12 protein-coding genes are annotated in these 15930 nt (G+C 59.3%); 8 read left to right on the top strand and 4 right to left on the bottom strand.

The genetic code is table 11. The features are described from left to right. Positions 1 to 3 precede the first annotated feature (3 nt). Entirely contained in the window at positions 4 to 1242 is a 1239-nt protein-coding gene (locus JK232_RS07225; protein ID WP_101828269.1) for an MFS transporter, read from the top strand. Positions 1243 to 1348: 106 nt separating this feature from the next. Here the strand turns inward: JK232_RS07225 and JK232_RS07230 are convergent, their stop codons facing one another. After that, positions 1349 to 3250, bottom strand: coding sequence for an aliphatic sulfonate ABC transporter substrate-binding protein (locus tag JK232_RS07230; protein WP_101834900.1), 1902 nt, complete (start codon positions 3248 to 3250; stop codon positions 1349 to 1351). Between the two features lie 274 nt (positions 3251 to 3524). Here JK232_RS07230 and ssuD point away from each other — a divergent pair, with 274 nt between their 5' ends. From ssuD to JK232_RS07260, 6 genes are all read left to right on the top strand, one after another. Beyond that, positions 3525 to 4682, top strand: a complete 1158-nt coding sequence (gene ssuD / locus JK232_RS07235; RefSeq protein WP_072928094.1) for an FMNH2-dependent alkanesulfonate monooxygenase — start codon at positions 3525 to 3527, stop codon at positions 4680 to 4682. A 50-nt stretch (positions 4683 to 4732) separates the two neighbouring features. Beyond that, entirely contained in the window at positions 4733 to 5839 is a 1107-nt protein-coding gene (gene sfnG, locus JK232_RS07240; protein WP_072928093.1) for a dimethylsulfone monooxygenase SfnG, read from the top strand. Beyond that, positions 5832 to 7232 carry an FAD/NAD(P)-binding protein gene (locus JK232_RS07245; protein ID WP_101855262.1) on the top strand — a complete coding sequence of 467 codons (1401 nt, stop codon included), beginning with the start codon at positions 5832 to 5834 and terminating at the stop codon, positions 7230 to 7232. Before sfnG ends, JK232_RS07245 begins: the two co-directional genes overlap by 8 nt. A gap of 93 nt (positions 7233 to 7325) precedes the next feature. After that, on the top strand, positions 7326 to 8720 hold the full coding sequence (locus JK232_RS07250) for an LLM class flavin-dependent oxidoreductase (RefSeq protein ID WP_212589015.1): 1395 nt from the start codon (positions 7326 to 7328) through the stop codon (positions 8718 to 8720). Between the two features lie 205 nt (positions 8721 to 8925). After that, entirely contained in the window at positions 8926 to 10386 is a 1461-nt protein-coding gene (locus JK232_RS07255) for an MFS transporter (RefSeq protein WP_212588983.1), read from the top strand. Next, a complete protein-coding gene (locus JK232_RS07260; RefSeq protein WP_212588984.1) occupies positions 10383 to 11600 on the top strand; it encodes an acyl-CoA dehydrogenase family protein in 1218 nt (405 codons plus the stop codon). The genes JK232_RS07255 and JK232_RS07260 overlap by 4 nt, the downstream gene beginning before the upstream one ends. A 52-nt stretch (positions 11601 to 11652) precedes the next feature. On the opposite strand, the gene JK232_RS07265 is transcribed toward JK232_RS07260, so the two are convergent. Beyond that, positions 11653 to 12618 (bottom strand): sulfonate ABC transporter substrate-binding protein, encoded by a 966-nt coding sequence (locus JK232_RS07265; protein WP_072928088.1) that lies wholly within the window; start codon positions 12616 to 12618, stop codon positions 11653 to 11655. Between the two features lie 387 nt (positions 12619 to 13005). Between JK232_RS07265 and JK232_RS07270 the strand changes: the two genes are divergently transcribed. Further along, a complete protein-coding gene (locus JK232_RS07270) occupies positions 13006 to 14196 on the top strand; it encodes a sugar transporter (protein WP_072928087.1) in 1191 nt (396 codons plus the stop codon). 83 nt (positions 14197 to 14279) lie between these two features. On the opposite strand, the gene JK232_RS07275 is transcribed toward JK232_RS07270, so the two are convergent. Next, entirely contained in the window at positions 14280 to 14843 is a 564-nt protein-coding gene (locus JK232_RS07275; protein ID WP_212588985.1) for a fimbrial protein, read from the bottom strand. A gap of 4 nt (positions 14844 to 14847) precedes the next feature. Further along, a complete protein-coding gene (locus JK232_RS07280; protein ID WP_165699931.1) occupies positions 14848 to 15906 on the bottom strand; it encodes a fimbrial protein in 1059 nt (352 codons plus the stop codon). Positions 15907 to 15930 lie beyond the last annotated feature (24 nt).

Consider the following 15930-nt stretch of genomic DNA (forward strand, 5'->3'; position numbering starts at 1 on the left):
ACTATGAGCATCCTATTTTTTTATCTGCTTTTTTTTGTTTTGACAGCAGATGGTCTGATGGTTTTTCTGACTTCAGTCATCGTTTATCAGCTTACTGGAAGTATAGAATATTCAGGCCTTTCTTATGCGTTGTGGTGGTTACCCAGGATTTTTATCATCCCCTTAATTGGAAGATATATAGATAAAATTGGCGTCAGAGCATTATCAATATTTTCTGATGTGGTAAAGGTTATGGGGTGCTTATTCCTTATCTGTGTGGATTTCTCTTCAAACATCATGGTTGCCGTGTCTTTTGGCATTGTCGGCAGTATAATATCTATAGGGAATTCACAAACGATTATTGCTTACGAAAAGATCATTGCCTTGATAAGTGATGCGAAAGAGCATCATGTTAATATTATGTCAAGAATGGACTTCCTTGCTATGATTGCCGGCCCATTGGTTGGCATGGCGCTGCTCGATTATGGCTACAAATATGTGTTAGCCCTGCCTTGCCTGCTCTATATCAGCAATGCATTTTTCTTTTACGTAAAAAAAGAGGCGCTGCGCGCCGAAGAAAATGACGTTCACTCTCATTGCACCGCCGATGAGCGGGTTAATAGTGATGCACTGAGCCTTAAAAGACATGTCCTGTTTATTTTTACAACCCCGATTATCGTCAGTGCTGTTTTGCTGGCGGTAGGGAATAATATGTTTGATGGTCTGGTCGAGTCCAGTGGGGCAGCATTGATTCACCGGGAAATGAGCTTGCCCATTAAGTATTTCGGCATGATTGATGTGGCGGCAGGTGTCTGCGGCGTTATCGGAACCTATTTATATGGGTACATTAAACGTGCGTTTGACAGGCGGGTGTTATTGGGCTTGTCAGTGACGTTGATAACCGTCAGTTCGTCAGTATTGATTTTTAATCAGTCCTCATTTTTATTCTTTGTTGGGTGTTACGCCGTATCAATCATTGGTAAAGTGTTTTCGGGGAATATAGGCAGAATGATCAGGATAGAAGTCATTCCTTCTCATGTCCTGGCAAGCACATCGTCATTAATTATGCTGTTAAATCAATCCATATTGCCTTTGGTCGGGATGCTGCTGTATTTTTCAACCGGCTCGACGATATTGGTTTACGCGTTAATGGGCGTCTCTATTCTCATCACCCTGGCGTCAGGTTGTCTGCTGATTATTTATAGCAAAAGGCATTATGAGCATCAGCGTGCGAAAGAAAATAGTGTGTCTAAGCCCGCGTAATGAAGAGAATTACCTGGGCCATATAAGATTTTATTATCACCGTAATCACAGCCCGGGCGTATTTTCTCCGCCCTATGTGTGAATGACCTGGATAAATGAGCATGCTTTACCCGCCCGGCTGCCAGATGGCGTCGCGTACCTGAATCGGGCGGGGCAGCAGGCCGAGGGCGTAGAAACGGTCGGCGATGGTTTGCTGGTCGCGGATCACCTGGTTGTCCATCAGTTGGGTGCGGTGGCTGCGGCGGGAGAGCGCCTGTTCCAGCGCCGGGGAGGGCAGCCCCAGTTCGCTTGAGAGGTGCCGGGCGGCCTGCGCCCGCTCGGTGTCGATGTAGTGCCCGGTCTGTTGCAGGGCCTGGAGCAGCCGCTGGAGGATGTCCGCAGAGTGGTTGGCATAGTCACGGCGCGCCAGATAAAACTGCTGGTTCAGCACCCGGCGGCTGCCGTCAGCCACCACCCGCAGGGTGCCGCTGCGCTCGGCGTCACTGAGCAGCGGGTCCCACATCATCCAGGCCTCTGCCGCGTGGTAATCGCTGGGGGAGAGCGGGTAGGTGGGCGGCGCGTAGACGATGCGCACATCCTCCAGCGATAACCCCTCTTCATCCAGCATCTGCACCAGCAGATAGTGCACGTTCGACCCTTTATTTACCCTGATCCGCTTGCCGCGCAGGTCAGCCAGGGTGCGCACCGGGCTATTGGCGGGCACCACCAGCGCCACGCTCTGCGGCGCGGGCGGATCGTACGCCACGTAGACCAGCGGGCTGCCGTCCGCCTGCGCAAAAATCGGCGGCACTTCGCCGGTGGTGCCGAAATCAATGTCGTTATTCTGCAACGCCTGCAACAGTTGCGGCCCGGCGGGGAACTCGCTCCACAGCACGGCGATATCGTGCTGGGCGAACAAGGTTTCCAGGCTTTGCCGCGCCTTAAGAATGCCGAGATTGCCGAACTTCTGATAGCCGATGCGCAGTTCGCGCCCGGCCGCCGGCCGTGCCGGTGCAGGCTGGGCGGGTTTGTTGCGCCCTTTAATCATGCCCAGGTTGGCGAGGTGGGTGCGCAGGGTATGGCGGCTGATGCCGAGCAGCGCCGCCGCCTGCATCTGGTTGCCGCCCCCGGCCTCAAGCGCCTGGCGCACCAGCGCATTCACCATCCGCGGGAAAAGGTGTGGGGTGCCGCTCGCCAGTTGCCGATGGATAAAGCCGTCCAGCCCGTCGTCCTCGTCGGCCTGCGGCGCGGACAGCTCCTGGTTCAGCCGCAGGTGCTGTGGGGCAATCACGCTCTCTTTATTCAGCAGCACCGCGTTATGCAGGGTATTTTCCAGTTCGCGCACATTGCCGGGCCACGGGTAGGCTTTCAGCACCGTGAGCGCCTCCGGCGAGAGCCGCATCTGCGGGCGACCCAGGCGGCGGGCATACAGCGACAGAAAATGCGCCGCCAGCACCGGGATATCCTCGCGGCGGCGGCGTAACGGCGGCAGGGTGACGGCAGCGACGTTCAACCGGTAGTAGAGATCTTCCCGGAACTGTTTGTCGCGGATCGCCTGCGCCAGGTCGACATGGGTGGCGGCAATCACCCGCACGTTGATGCGCACCGGCCGGCGTGAACCGACGCGGGTGATTTCGCGCTCCTGCAACACCCGCAACAGTTTGACCTGTAACGACAGGCTCAGCTCACCAATTTCATCCAGCAGCAGGGTGCCGCCCTCGGCCGCCTCAAACCAGCCCGGTTGCCGCTGGCCTGCGCCGGTAAATGCCCCTTTCTCATGCCCGAACAGCTCGGCTTCTGCCAGGGTTTCGCTTAACGCACCACAGTTCACCGCCAGAAAAGGCTGCTGGCGCCGCTCGCTGTGATGGTGCAGGTAACGCGCCACCACCTCTTTGCCGGTGCCGGTTTCCCCAACAATCAGCACCGTGGCATCGGTGGGGGCCAGCCTGTCCAGCACGCTTTGGAAGGCCAGCGAGGCGGGGTCGATCAGCACCGGGTGATCAGCGGTATAAGGTAACGGGCTTTGCATGGTGTGCACTCCTGGCAGCAGCGGTGGAAAAAGCTTATCCCACTCTTTCCGGCAGAACGAGGGGGCAACCTGCCGCAAAAGTTGCAAAAGCAACTGCCGCCGCGTTGCCGCTGTTGCATTTGCAACAGGCCTGTTTTACCCACGTTCCTCTAATCCATTGATAGTAAACAGTAAAAAATTTTCAGAAATCTGGCACGGTTCCTGCTTTGTCTTTTATAACCAAACTCGGATATTCATCCGATAAATAACAGATAACGTTATATAGGAAACGCATATGAGCCAGGCAGCAGACGGGACAATCAAACTATTTTGGTTCTTACCTACCCACGGCGACGGCCGTTACCTCGGCACCACGCAGGGCGGCCGCCCGGTGGATTTGCAGTATTTACAGCAGGTTGCGTTGGCAGCCGATAACCTCGGATACTATGGGGTGTTAATCCCGACCGGCAAAAGCTGCGAAGACTCCTGGCTGGTGGCGTCTGCGCTGGCCCCGATCACCCGGCGGCTGCGTTATCTGGTGGCGGTGCGCCCCGGCTTGCAGCCGCCAAGCCTGGCGGCGCGCATGGCCGCGACGCTCGACAGGCTCTCTGAAGGCCGTTTGCTGATCAACGTGGTGACCGGCGGTGACCCGGTCGAGAATAAAGGCGACGGCATTTTCCTGAGCCATACTGAACGCTATGAAGTCACGGACGAGTTCCTGAACGTCTATTCCCGCTTGCTGAAAGGCGAGAAAGTGGACTTCAAAGGCAAACATATCCATGTGGAAGGGGCAGAGATCCTGTTCCCGCCGGTGCAGGAAAATGGCCCGCCGCTCTACTTTGGCGGCTCCTCACCGGAGGCTATCGACGTGGCGGCCGGACAGATTGACAGCTACCTGACCTGGGGCGAGCCGGTGGAACAGGTGGCAGAGAAGATTGCCGTGGTGCGCCAGCGCGCTGAAGCACGGGGCCGCACCCTGAGTTACGGCATCCGGCTGCATGTGATTGTGCGCGAGACGGAAGAGGAAGCCTGGGCCGCCGCTGACCGCCTGATTGCGCATGTGGATGACGAAACCATCGCTGCGGCGCAGAAAATTTTTGCGCGGATGGATTCCACCGGGCAGGCACGGATGAGCGCGCTGCATCAGGGTTCGCGTGACGGGCTACGCATCGGGCCGAACCTGTGGGCAGGCGTCGGGCTGGTGCGCGGCGGGGCAGGCACCGCGCTGGTGGGCAGCCCGGAACAGGTGGCCGAGCGCATCCGCGAGTATCAGGCGCTGGGGATTGAGAACTTCATCCTCTCCGGGTACCCGCATCTGGAAGAGGCGCACCGCTTTGCCGAACTGGTGATGCCGCTGCTGCCGCTGGACAGCGCCGCCCAGCCGCGAGCGCGCACCATCAACACCGGGCCGTTTGGGGAAACCATCGGCAACGACAAGCGGCCGGGTAAATAAGTGCCCGGATAAACAGCGCCGATGTCCCTCTGCCTTCAAAGGAGCTTTTGATGCCTGAGCAAACAAACCGACATGCCCCTCTCCAGTTCGCTTACTGGGTACCGAATGTCTCGGGCGGGCTGGTGGTCAGTAAGATCCCGCAGCGTACCGGCTGGGATGCGGAGTACAACCGGACACTGGCGCAGATCGCCGAACGGGCGGGGTTTGATTACGCCCTGACCCAGATCCGCTTTACCGCCGGTTATGGGGCGGATAACCAGCACGAGTCGGTGGCTTTTTCCCAGGCGCTGCTGGGCGCGACGACGCGGCTGAAAGTGATCGCCGCGCTGCTGCCCGGCCCCTGGCACCCGACGCTGGCGGCCAAGCAGATCGCCACCATCAGCCACCTCAGCCAGGCGCGTATTGCGGTGAACATTGTCAGCGGCTGGTTCCGGGGGGAGTTCAAGGCCATCGGCGAACCCTGGCTTGACCATGAGGAGCGTTATTTGCGTTCTGAGGAGTTTATCCGCTGCCTGCGGGGGATCTGGCAACAGGAGAGTTTTACCTTCGCCGGGGATTTTTACCGCTACCGTGACTATGTGATGAAACCCAAGCCGCTCGACCCGTTGCCGGAAATTTTTCAGGGCGGCAGTTCGCGGGCCGCACGGGACATGGCGGCGCGCGTTTCGGACTGGTACTTCACCAACGGCAACAGCGTGGACAATATCCGCCGCCAGATCGAAGATATCCAGGCCAAAGCCCAGGATAACGGGCATCAGGTGAAAATCGGGGTCAATGGCTTTGTCATCGCCCGTGATACTGAACAGGAGGCGCAACAGGTGCTGCAACAGATCCTCGATCAGGCCGATCCGGCGGCAGTGCAGGGCTTCCACCATGAAGTACAGAATGCCGGCCGCGCTTCGCCGGAAGGTGAGGGCAATTGGGCCGCCTCAACGCTGGAGGATTTGGTGCAATACAACGATGGGTTCAAAACCAACCTGATCGGCACGCCGCAGCAGATCGCGGAACGCATCATCGCCTATAAAAATGCCGGTACTGACCTGATGCTACTCGGCTTCCTGCATTTCCAGGAAGAAGTGGCGTATTTCGGCCGTGAAGTGCTGCCGCGGGTGCGGGAACTGGAGCGGCAACAGCAGGCGGTCACTGAGCATGGCTAAGCGGCGGGTGGTGATTATCGGCGGCGGCTTTACCGGCACGGCGCTGGCGATCCATCTGGCGCGCCTCAGCGCAGAAGGGCTTGAGATCACGCTGGTCGAGCCGCGCCCGCTGCCCGGCCACGGCGTGGCTTATTCGGCACAAGACCCAGCGCACCGCATCAATGTGCCTGCCGGGCGGATGTTCCTGTCGGCAGAAGAACAGGGCGATTTTGAGCGCTGGTACCAAAACAGCCCGGCCTTTGCCGATGACCCCGGCGCGCGCTGGGAAGACGGCAAACTCTACCCGCAGCGTTCGGCATTCGGCCGTTATGTGGCGGAGAAATTCCTTCAGGCGGCGGCGACCACGCCTTCCACATTGCGCCACCTGCGTGACCGGGCGACGCGGCTGCACGGCCACACGGTAGAAACCGCCAACGGCGTGCAACTCCGGGCCGATGCGGTGGTGCTGGCTATCAGCCACCCGCCGCCCACCGTGCCCGGTGCTGTGGCGCACGCGCTGGCGCAGCATCCGGCGCTGATTGCCGACCCGTGGCAGCCGGGCGCCTTTGACCGCATCGGCGAACAGGACAGGGTCGCGATTATCGGTACCGGGCTGAGCATGGCGGATGTGGTGGCGTCGCTGCACCGGCGCGGCCATCGCGGGCCGGTCACGGCCTTTTCACGCCGTGGGTTGCTGCCGCGCCCCAACGCACGCGGGGATTATGCGCCGTGGTCGCTGCGTTCATCGCCATTGCCGCACGCCCTGCGCGGCTGGCTGAGGCGTACCCGGCAGGAGATCGCCGCCGCGGCGGAACAGGGCATCAGCTGGCAGGCGGTGCTGGATGAGATACGCGCACAGGGCCAGCAGATCTGGCCGTCGCTGTCGCTGGCGGATCAGCAGCGCTTTTTACGCCATCTCCGCCCCTGGTGGGACGTGCACCGTTACCGCATCGCGCCGCAGGTGGCGGCAGTCATCGACACCGCGCGGGCGGAGGGCCGTTTGCAGGTGCTGGCAGCCAGGCTGAAACAGATTGCGCCGGACGGGGAGGCCGCCGCGCTCCTGCTGCAACGCCGTCACGGCAGTACCGAACAGGTACAGGTTGACCGGGTGATCGTCACCACCGGCCCGGCGCACAGCGCATTGCTGGAGAGCCAGCCGCTGTTGCACCATCTGGCGCGGCAGGGCGTGATTCAGGCCGACCCGCTGGGGCTGGGTATTCTGGTGAATGCACAGGCAGAAACCCTGAACCGGCAAGGCGAGGCCAACCCCCGGCTGCTGGTGGCCGGCCCGGCGGCACGCGGCCGCTTTGGCGAGCTGATGGGGCTGCCGCAAGTGGCGGAACATGCTGAAGCGGTGGCACGCCGCCTGCTGCATACCCTGCACGCTGACGAGCGATGTCCCGGCTCACGCTGATCCCTGATTTTCCCCCTTACTGACCTTTCCCTGTGTGGGCCAACCGGCCCAACGGACGCCTTTTGGAGAAAAACCATGTCTCTGCCATTGCCCCTGTCTCAAAAACGTGAAATCCGCCTGAATGCATTTGATATGAACTGCGTCGGCCACCAGTCCCCCGGTTTATGGGCGCACCCGCGTGACCGCTCCTGGGAGTACAAGGATCTGGCGTACTGGACCGATCTGGCGCGCCTGCTGGAGCGCGGCAAATTTGACGGCCTGTTTATTGCCGATGTGCTGGGGGTGTATGACGTGCTGAACGGCAGCGGCGATGCCGCCATCCGGCAGGCAACGCAGGTGCCGGTGAACGATCCGCTGGCGTTGATCACCCCGATGGCGCTGGTGACGGAGCATCTCGGTTTCGGCCTGACTGCGTCGCTCTCCTTTGAGCACCCTTACCCCTTTGCCCGCCGCCTTTCGACGCTCGACCACCTCACCAAAGGGCGCATTGGCTGGAACATCGTGACCTCCTACCTGGAGAGCGGCGCGCGTAACCTCGGCCATCAGGCGCAGAGCGACCACGATGCGCGCTATGACTATGCCGATGAGTATTTGCAGGTGATCTACAAACTGCTGGAGGGAAGCTGGGAAGAGGGCGCGGTGCTGCGTGACCGCGCCCGACGCCTGTTCAGCGACCCGGCTAAAATCCACCCGATTAACCATCAGGGCACCTTCTTCCAGGTGCCGGGGATGCACCTGTGTGAACCTTCGCCGCAGCGCACGCCGGTGCTCTATCAGGCCGGGGCGTCGAGCCGCGGCAAGCAGTTCGCTGCGGAACATGCGGAATGCGTGTTTGTGGCTGCGCCGTCCAAAGTGCTGCTGAAGAAAACCGTGGCCGACATCCGCCGCCGTGCCGCAGAGGCCGGGCGCGATCCGCGCAGCGTGCTGATTTTCAACCTGCAAACGGTGATCGTCGGTGAAACCGACAAACAGGCCCAGGCCAAATGGCAGGAGTACAAATCTTACGTCAGCTATGAGGGCGCACTGGCGCTGATTTCCGGCTGGACCGGCATTGATTTCGGCCAGTACGCGCCGGATCAGGTGCTGAAACACCTGCACACCAATGCCATTCAGTCGGCGGTCGAGACCTTCTCGACCGCTGACCCCAACCGCCAGTGGACGGTGCAGGCGCTGGCGGACTGGGTCGGCATCGGCGGGTTTGGCCCGCTGCTGGTGGGCAGTGCGGAAACCGTGGCCGATGAGCTGCAAAGCTGGGTGGACGAAACCGACGTGGACGGCTTCAACCTGGCCTACGCCGTCACGCATGAGACGTTTACCGATGTGGTGGAACTGCTGATCCCGGAGCTGCAAAAACGCGGCGTGTATAAGCGTGACTATGCCCCCGGCACGATGCGCGAAAAACTTTTTGGCCAGGGGCCGCGGCTGGCCGCACCGCACCCGGCGGCAGGGTATCGCCGCAGCGTGCGTGACAGCGTCACGGCGGCATAACACCTGGGGGGCGTAAGCTTGCCCCCGGTGAGAAAAACAGGTTTCCCTACCGGGTCCGCGCAGGCTGACCCGGTATTTTTGCTGGCTGGAATCTGCGCTATCTTTTTGAATTATCAGTATTTAAAAGCAGTTTTTGTTGTTTGTGATGTCAGCCGGTAACTTTTATAACGGTCTCCTCACCTGCCTGAAAACAACAGAGGATGCCATGAGCACCATACCGATTGATGACAGCCTGGCGGTGCCGCCGCCACACTCTGCGCCGGTCAGCTCTGCCAGTGATGTGGCCCGGTTGATCAACACCCGCAGTGACAAAAACAGCTACGCCCGCATGATCGTGTTTCTGGCGCTGGGCGGGGTGTTTCTCGACGCCTATGACCTCACCACACTCTCTTACGGCATTGATGATGTAGTGCGCGAATTTAATTTGACGCCGACCCTGACTGGGCTGGTTACCTCGTCGATTATGATCGGCACCATCGTCGGTAACCTGCTGGGTGGCTGGCTCACCGACAAATATGGCCGCTACTCGGTATTTATGGCCGATATGCTGTTCTTTGTGGTGTCGGCGGTGGCTGCCGGGCTGGCACCCAACGTCTGGGTGCTGATCGGCGCCCGTTTCCTGATGGGCATCGGCGTCGGCATCGACTTGCCGGTAGCGATGGCCTACCTGGCGGAGTTCTCCAAATTCAGCGGCAAGGCCAACAAAGCCTCGCGGCTCGCGGCCTGGTGCCCGATGTGGTACGCCGCGTCGTCCGTCTGTTTCTTCATCATTTTCGGCCTCTATTTCCTGCTGCCGGAACAGCATCTCGACTGGCTGTGGCGTGCTTCGCTGCTGTTCGGGGCGGTGCCGGCGCTGCTGATCATCGCGGTACGCAGCCGGTTTATGAACGAGTCGCCGCTGTGGGCCGCCAGCCAGGGCGACCTGAAAGAGGCGGTGCGCATCCTGCGTGACTCCTACGGCATCCATGCCCATGAGGCACAACCCGCTGCCCCACAGGTAAAAAAGGTGGCCGCGCCGAAAGTCAGTTTCCGCGTGCTGTTTGAGAAGCCTTACCGGGAACGCACCATTGTCGCTGGGGTGATGAACGTCTGTATCTCCTTTGAGTACACCGCCATCGCCTTTTTCCTGCCGTCGATTCTGGCGCAGTTCCTGGGTGCCGGGGTGTTTGAAACCATCTCCGCCTCGCTGGGGCTGAATGCGCTGTTTGCCTTTACCGGCGGGCTGCTCGGGATGCGGCTGGCGTGGAAATACCCGTCACGCCACGTGGCGATTGCCGGTTTCGCCCTGCAATTTATTGCGCTGGTGGCACTGGCGCTGATTGGCCACCCGCAGGCCGCGCTGGGCATCGGTTTTGCGGTGCTGATGCTGGGCCTCTGGCTGTTTGCTGAAGGGTTTGGCCCCGGCGCACAGCTGATGATCTACCCGGCACTCTCTTACCCGACCTCGATCCGCGCCACCGGCGTGGGGTTCAGTCGCTCGCTCTCCGGCATCGGCAGTGCGCTGGCGCTGTTTATCTTGCCGATCCTGCAAGCTTCGCTCGGCACCAACATGTTCTGGGTGGTGTCGCTCAGCGCCATCATCCCGATTATTTTTCTGCTGGTGGTGCGTTTTGAGCCGACCCGCCATGACATTGACGATCACCAACCTGAAGGGGAATCTTTATGAGCACGCCATTACTCTCAACCGGTACAGATTACGCGGCGCTGGCGGCGCATTTCCGCCCGGTGTTTGCCCGCATTGCTGAGGGCGCGCGGGAGCGCGAACATCACCGCACACTGCCGGTAGCCCCGATCCAGTGGCTGAAAGAGGCGGGGTTCGGCACGGTGCGCATCCCGCAGGCGAAAGGCGGGTTTGGGGCATCACTGCCGCAACTGTCCAGTTTGCTGATTGAACTGGCGGAGGCGGACTCCAACCTGCCGCAAGCCCTGCGGGCGCATGTGGCGTTTGTGGAAGACCAGCTTAACCAGCCCGACTCCCCGGCGCGCGATCGCTGGTTCCGGCGTTTTATTGACGGCGAGATTGTCGGCAGCGGCTGGACGGAGATCGGCAATGTCAAACTCGGCGAGGTGAACACCAAAGTCACGCCGCAAGGTGAGGGCTGGCAACTGGAAGGCGAGAAGTTCTACAGCACCGGCACGCTGTTTGCGGACTGGATCGATGTGTTCGCGCAGCGCAGCGATACCGGCAGCGCGGTGATTGCGCTGGTCAGCACCCACCAGCCCGCGGTGGAGCGTCTGGATGACTGGGACGGCTTCGGCCAGCGGCTGACCGGCAGCGGCACCACCCGCTTTAAGGCGGCGCAGGTGGAGCAGGAGCATGTGTATGACTTTGCGGATCGGTTCCGCTACCAGACCGCGTTTTATCAGCACGTGTTGCTGGCGACGCTGGCCGGGATTGCGCGGGCAGTGCTGCGGGACGTGAAAGAAGAGGTACAGCAGCGCCGCCGGGTTTACAGCCACGGCAACGCCGGGCAGGTGCGCGATGATGCCCAGGTATTGCAGGTGGTCGGGCAGATCGCCTCCTGGGCGTTCGCCACCGAGGCCACGGTGTTGCAGGCCACGCACTCGCTGCAACAGGCGTATGAGGCGCATCTGTCAGGGGATGAGGCGCTGAAACAGGCGCTGAACATAGCGGCAGAAATTGACGCCGCCAAAGCGCAGGCGATCGCCACTGAACTGGTGCCGCGCGCTGCCACTGAGCTGTTCAATGCGCTGGGCGCGTCAGACACCCGCCTGAGCAAGGCGCTGGACCGCCACTGGCGCAATGCGCGCACGGTGGCGTCACATAACCCGGTGATTTATAAACTCCGCAACGTGGGGGACTGGGAAGTGAACGGCAAGGAGCCGGTGTTTGTCTGGCAGATTGGCAACGGCGGCTAAGCAGAACGGGCGGCCGGTTGGCCGCCTGCGATCTTGTTTCTTCGGCGGGGCCTTACTTCTTCAGCGCGGCGTCCTGTGACCAGGTAGCGCTGCGTACATCCACCTTGACCGGCAGCAGGCCAATCTGGGTGAATTTATCCGCCAGTGCCTGTTGCTGGGTGAACACCTCCGCCGTCATGCGTTCGGCACCGAACGGCATCCGCGCCAGCGCCCGTGACCAGATGGCCTGTTCCAGCCCGGTGGATTGCGACAGGATTTTTGCCGCGTCATCCGGGTGGCTGTTTGCCCACGTGCTCAGGGTCGCCAGTTCATCCACCACCTGTTTGGCGGTGTCTGGGTAGTGGTCAGCAAATTTGCGGCTGGCCAGGTAGAAGGTGTAGTGCGGTACCAGCCCTTCGGCATCCTTGATCAGGCGGGCGTTGGCATGGGCTTCCACTTCCGCGTAGAACGGGTCCCAGATCACCCAGGCATCCACCGAGCCACGCTGGAACGCGGCGCGGGCATCGCTGGGCGGCAGGTAGACCGGCGTGATCTCTTTGTAGCTCAGACCGGCATTTTCCAGTGCGCTGACCAGCAGGTAGTTCACATCCGAGCCTTTGTTGAGCGCCACGCGCTTGCCTTTCAGATCGGCCACCGTTTTGATCGGCGAGTTTTCCGGCACCACAATCGCCTCGGTCTTCGGGTTCGCCGGGGAGTGGCCGAGGTAAACCAGATCGGCCTGCGCCGCCTGGGCAAAGGTCGGCGGTGCATCGCCGGTGGCTGCCAGGTCGATACTGCCGACGTTCAGCCCCTCCAGCATCTGCGGCCCGGCAGGGAATTCTACCCAGCGCACCTTAATCCCCTGTTTTTTGAAATCCTCATCCAGCGTGCCGCGGTATTTCAGCAGCGCGAAGATATTGGCTTTCTGGTAGCCGATATTCACGGTCTCGGGTTTCTCTGCGGCCACGGCAGAAGAGGCGACCAGCGCCAGCCCAATGGCCGCCGCGCTGAACAGAAGAGGGAATCCTTTTTTACGCATGTTTTCGTCTCATCTCAGGGATCAGGGTGACCGTGCCAATGCCATTGCGCCGCACGGAATGCCCCCATCCTGACGAGCTGACACTGAATTGAAAACGGCTTTATCGGAATAATATATGCCTAATGATTAAATGCTTTTTGTGGATTTGGTTAGCTGGGAAATGGATAAATCATGGCGAAACGGCGGGAGCAGGGCGCATCAGATCATACTGTGCCGGACGGCACACTTTTTCAGCGATTTTGCGGCATTCTCTTTTTTAAGATCAATGCGCTATCACAGGTTGCCGCGATACATTCTTGTGTCTAGACTTCAATAAAATCATTATAATTTTGCGATGAAAGTCTCAAAATATTTGTTCACTTCAGCGTAGGACGCGTAAATTGCATCATGACTGACACCATTTCGGAACTCCCCCAGACTTCACGCCGCGTTCAGTGGTCCCGCGTGCTTCTGCTCAGCATCAGCGCCTTTATTTTTAACACCACGGAATTTGTGCCGGTGGGCTTGTTGACCGACATCGCACAAACCTACCAGATCGATACCGCGCAGGCGGGCTGGATGCTGACCATCTATGCCTGGGTGGTGGCGCTGATGTCGCTGCCGCTGATGCTGGTCACCAGCAAGGTAGAGCGCAAAACCCTGCTGCTCTGGACGTTCGTGGTGTTCATCCTCAGCCATGCGCTGTCGGTGCTGGCGTGGAATTTCTGGATACTGGTGGCCGGGCGCATCGGCATTGCGCTGGCGCACGCGATTTTCTGGTCGATAAGCGCATCGATCGCCATCCGTGTCGCCCCGCCGAGCAAGAAAACCCAGGCGCTGAGTATGCTGGCAACCGGTACGGCACTGGCGATGGTGCTCGGCCTGCCGCTGGGGCGGATTATCGGCCAGTTGCTTGGCTGGCGGATGACCTTCGTCGCGATTGGCGTGTCTGCCGTCGTGACGCTGGTGATGCTCTACAAACTGCTGCCGCCGCTGGCGAGTGAGCACCATGCCTCGCTGAAAAGCGTGCCGACCCTGTTGCGCCGGCCGATGCTGCTCAGCCTGTACCTCTTCACCGCGCTGGTGTTCACCGCGCACTACACCGCATACAGCTATATTGAGCCGTATATCAAAGAGATCGGCCAGATGGGCGATGGCTTTACCACCTTGCTGCTGCTGGTGTTCGGTGGGGCGGGCATTCTCGGCAGCCTGCTGTTCGGCTTTATGGGCGAGCGGTTCACCACCGCGCTGCTGATGCTGTCGGTTGCGCTGATCACCGTCTCGATGTTCCTGCTGAATTTTGTGGCGACCAGTGCGCTGGAGATGCTGATCCTCAGCGTGTTCTGGGGCATGGCGATCATGATGGTAAACCTGTCATTCCAGGTGAAAGTGCTGGCGACGGACGCCAATTCGCCGGACATCATCATGTCGATTTATTCATCCATCGTGAACCTGGGGATTGGCCTCGGCGCGCTGCTCGGCAACCAGATCATCCTGTTCTCCTCGCTGGGCGACATCGGCGAAACCGGCGCGGCGATTGGGCTGCTGACCTTTATCCTGCTGGCGCTCTATCTGCGCAAACAGGCTACGCGTCGCTGACCGCACCTGTTTTAACGTGATATAAAAAAATCCCGCTGCGTTCAGCGGGATTTTTTATGGGGCAGGCAGCCACCTCAGCGGCCTCATTCATAGGTAATCGAGAAATTCACCAGTGCATCGGCGTGGCCTGCCTGCGGATTATTTTGGGTGACGACATACTGTGCCACGTAATCCAGCCGGTTGTTCTGGTCTTTGACGAGGTTCCACTGCATCCCTGCTTCTGCGGCAGAGAGTGGCTGGGGGCGCTGCTGTTGCCCGGCGGCGGTGCTGAGTTTCAACGCGACACCGCGTGCGCCGCCGCTGAGTTTAAACAGGGTATCGTCGTCACCGTCGGCTTCGCCATCCATTTTGACGTACGCGCGTGCCACGTCACCGCACTCTTCCAGCTCCAGCGCGAACGGTTTTTCACCCAGCACGGTGCCGGGCGTATCGTTGCCCTGGCTGCCGCCCCGGCTACGGTGCAGGTAGAGCGTGCCGAGATCCACCTCCAGCATACTGTCCGCCAGGATGCAGGTGCCCTGGATAATGCGGATGCTGAAATGCAGCTCGCCGGGTTTACCGATATGGGCCATCTCCGCCTGTGAGGCCGGCGAGAGCAGCGGGGCGACGGCACAGGCCGCCAGCAGGGCGCATGTTATCTGTTTCATCCCGTTACTCCACATCCAGGCTGAGGGTGGCAATGCCTTCGAATTCACCGCTCTGCGGAATTTTGCCGGTGGTGCTGATGGGGTAAGCTCTTAACGTCACGCTGGAATAACGGTTAATACCGTCAGTGGATGTTGTCGTCAATTCCACATTATCGTTAGTACCAGGGCGGATAGGCATATTACTCTCTTTCCGCAGGATGACGGCCCCAATATCAGGGTTACCCATATCAATCGCCATCGGATTATTGGGGTTAGGCGTCGCTTCAAGTTTTAAATAAATTGTGGAATGCTCAGAAATATTATTGCATTTGAAGTCCAGTTTCTTTTCAATGGCACGGGCATTCACCGGAACATTACCGGTTCTGTTTTTGAAATCCCTGGCGTTATAGTCACCAAAATCAATTTGGGTGCTGTAACCAGCCGGGATTTCACACCCCATCGGAATCTCAATCCGCCCCTCAATTTGCATGATGGTGACCGGAAGATCGTCTTTATAAACGCCGGGTTGTTTTGTCGCCCAGACTGAGACAAGGGTAGTTAACGGGATGACTTTTTCGCCGACAAAAGGCTTTTTAATATAAATATCGAGATGTCCTCTATAACCCGACCCCCAGTCTGCATTGGTCTCAGGGCAGCCGGAACGGTTATCCGATGAATTAGGGATGTCCTGAAAAGGCGCTCTAAACTGGCCGCGGTTACCTACACTAATATAAGCTGCAAATTCGAGGTTTTCATTGATTTGATAAAACCCTTCTTCATGCCCAATAGGCAAGCTGTAATTAGGCTCTGCTTTAAAATAAGTATATCTGTGCTGCGACGTATCGGTAGGGCAATCACATAACAATTTGTACGTGGCCGAGTGATTCCAGCTAAAGGCCGAAGGGTATAACGCGCCTGCGTAGTTTTTTTCCGGGTCAAGGGGCTTATCTATCGTGGCAGAGAACAGGTTTGGCCCATTCTTCGGCCAGCATGCCCCCCAACCATCCTCTGCCCTTGCCGAACCATTCAGCAGCAGCAACCCGGTAACCAGCGCCGCCAGCGTACCGCCTGTTTTCCACTTCATTGTTTTCACCTTTTGCATAGTTAT

This window comes from Nissabacter archeti (genome assembly GCF_018257325.1).
GTDB classification, from domain to species: Bacteria; Pseudomonadota; Gammaproteobacteria; order Enterobacterales; family Enterobacteriaceae; genus Chimaeribacter; species Chimaeribacter arupi.

Excerpts from the sequence above, each read along its gene's own strand:
- JK232_RS07225 (WP_101828269.1), top strand. The coding sequence starts at position 4 with ATGAGCATCCTATTTTTTTATCTGCTTTTTTTTGTTTTGACAGCAGAT.
- JK232_RS07230 (WP_101834900.1), bottom strand. The coding sequence starts at position 3,250 with ATGCAAAGCCCGTTACCTTATACCGCTGATCACCCGGTGCTGATCGAC.
- ssuD (WP_072928094.1), top strand. The coding sequence starts at position 3,525 with ATGAGCCAGGCAGCAGACGGGACAATCAAACTATTTTGGTTCTTACCT.
- sfnG (WP_072928093.1), top strand. The coding sequence starts at position 4,733 with ATGCCTGAGCAAACAAACCGACATGCCCCTCTCCAGTTCGCTTACTGG.
- JK232_RS07245 (WP_101855262.1), top strand. The coding sequence starts at position 5,832 with ATGGCTAAGCGGCGGGTGGTGATTATCGGCGGCGGCTTTACCGGCACG.
- JK232_RS07255 (WP_212588983.1), top strand. The coding sequence starts at position 8,926 with ATGAGCACCATACCGATTGATGACAGCCTGGCGGTGCCGCCGCCACAC.
- JK232_RS07260 (WP_212588984.1), top strand. The coding sequence starts at position 10,383 with ATGAGCACGCCATTACTCTCAACCGGTACAGATTACGCGGCGCTGGCG.
- JK232_RS07265 (WP_072928088.1), bottom strand. The coding sequence starts at position 12,618 with ATGCGTAAAAAAGGATTCCCTCTTCTGTTCAGCGCGGCGGCCATTGGG.
- JK232_RS07270 (WP_072928087.1), top strand. The coding sequence starts at position 13,006 with ATGACTGACACCATTTCGGAACTCCCCCAGACTTCACGCCGCGTTCAG.
- JK232_RS07275 (WP_212588985.1), bottom strand. The coding sequence starts at position 14,843 with ATGAAACAGATAACATGCGCCCTGCTGGCGGCCTGTGCCGTCGCCCCG.
- JK232_RS07280 (WP_165699931.1), bottom strand. The coding sequence starts at position 15,906 with ATGAAGTGGAAAACAGGCGGTACGCTGGCGGCGCTGGTTACCGGGTTG.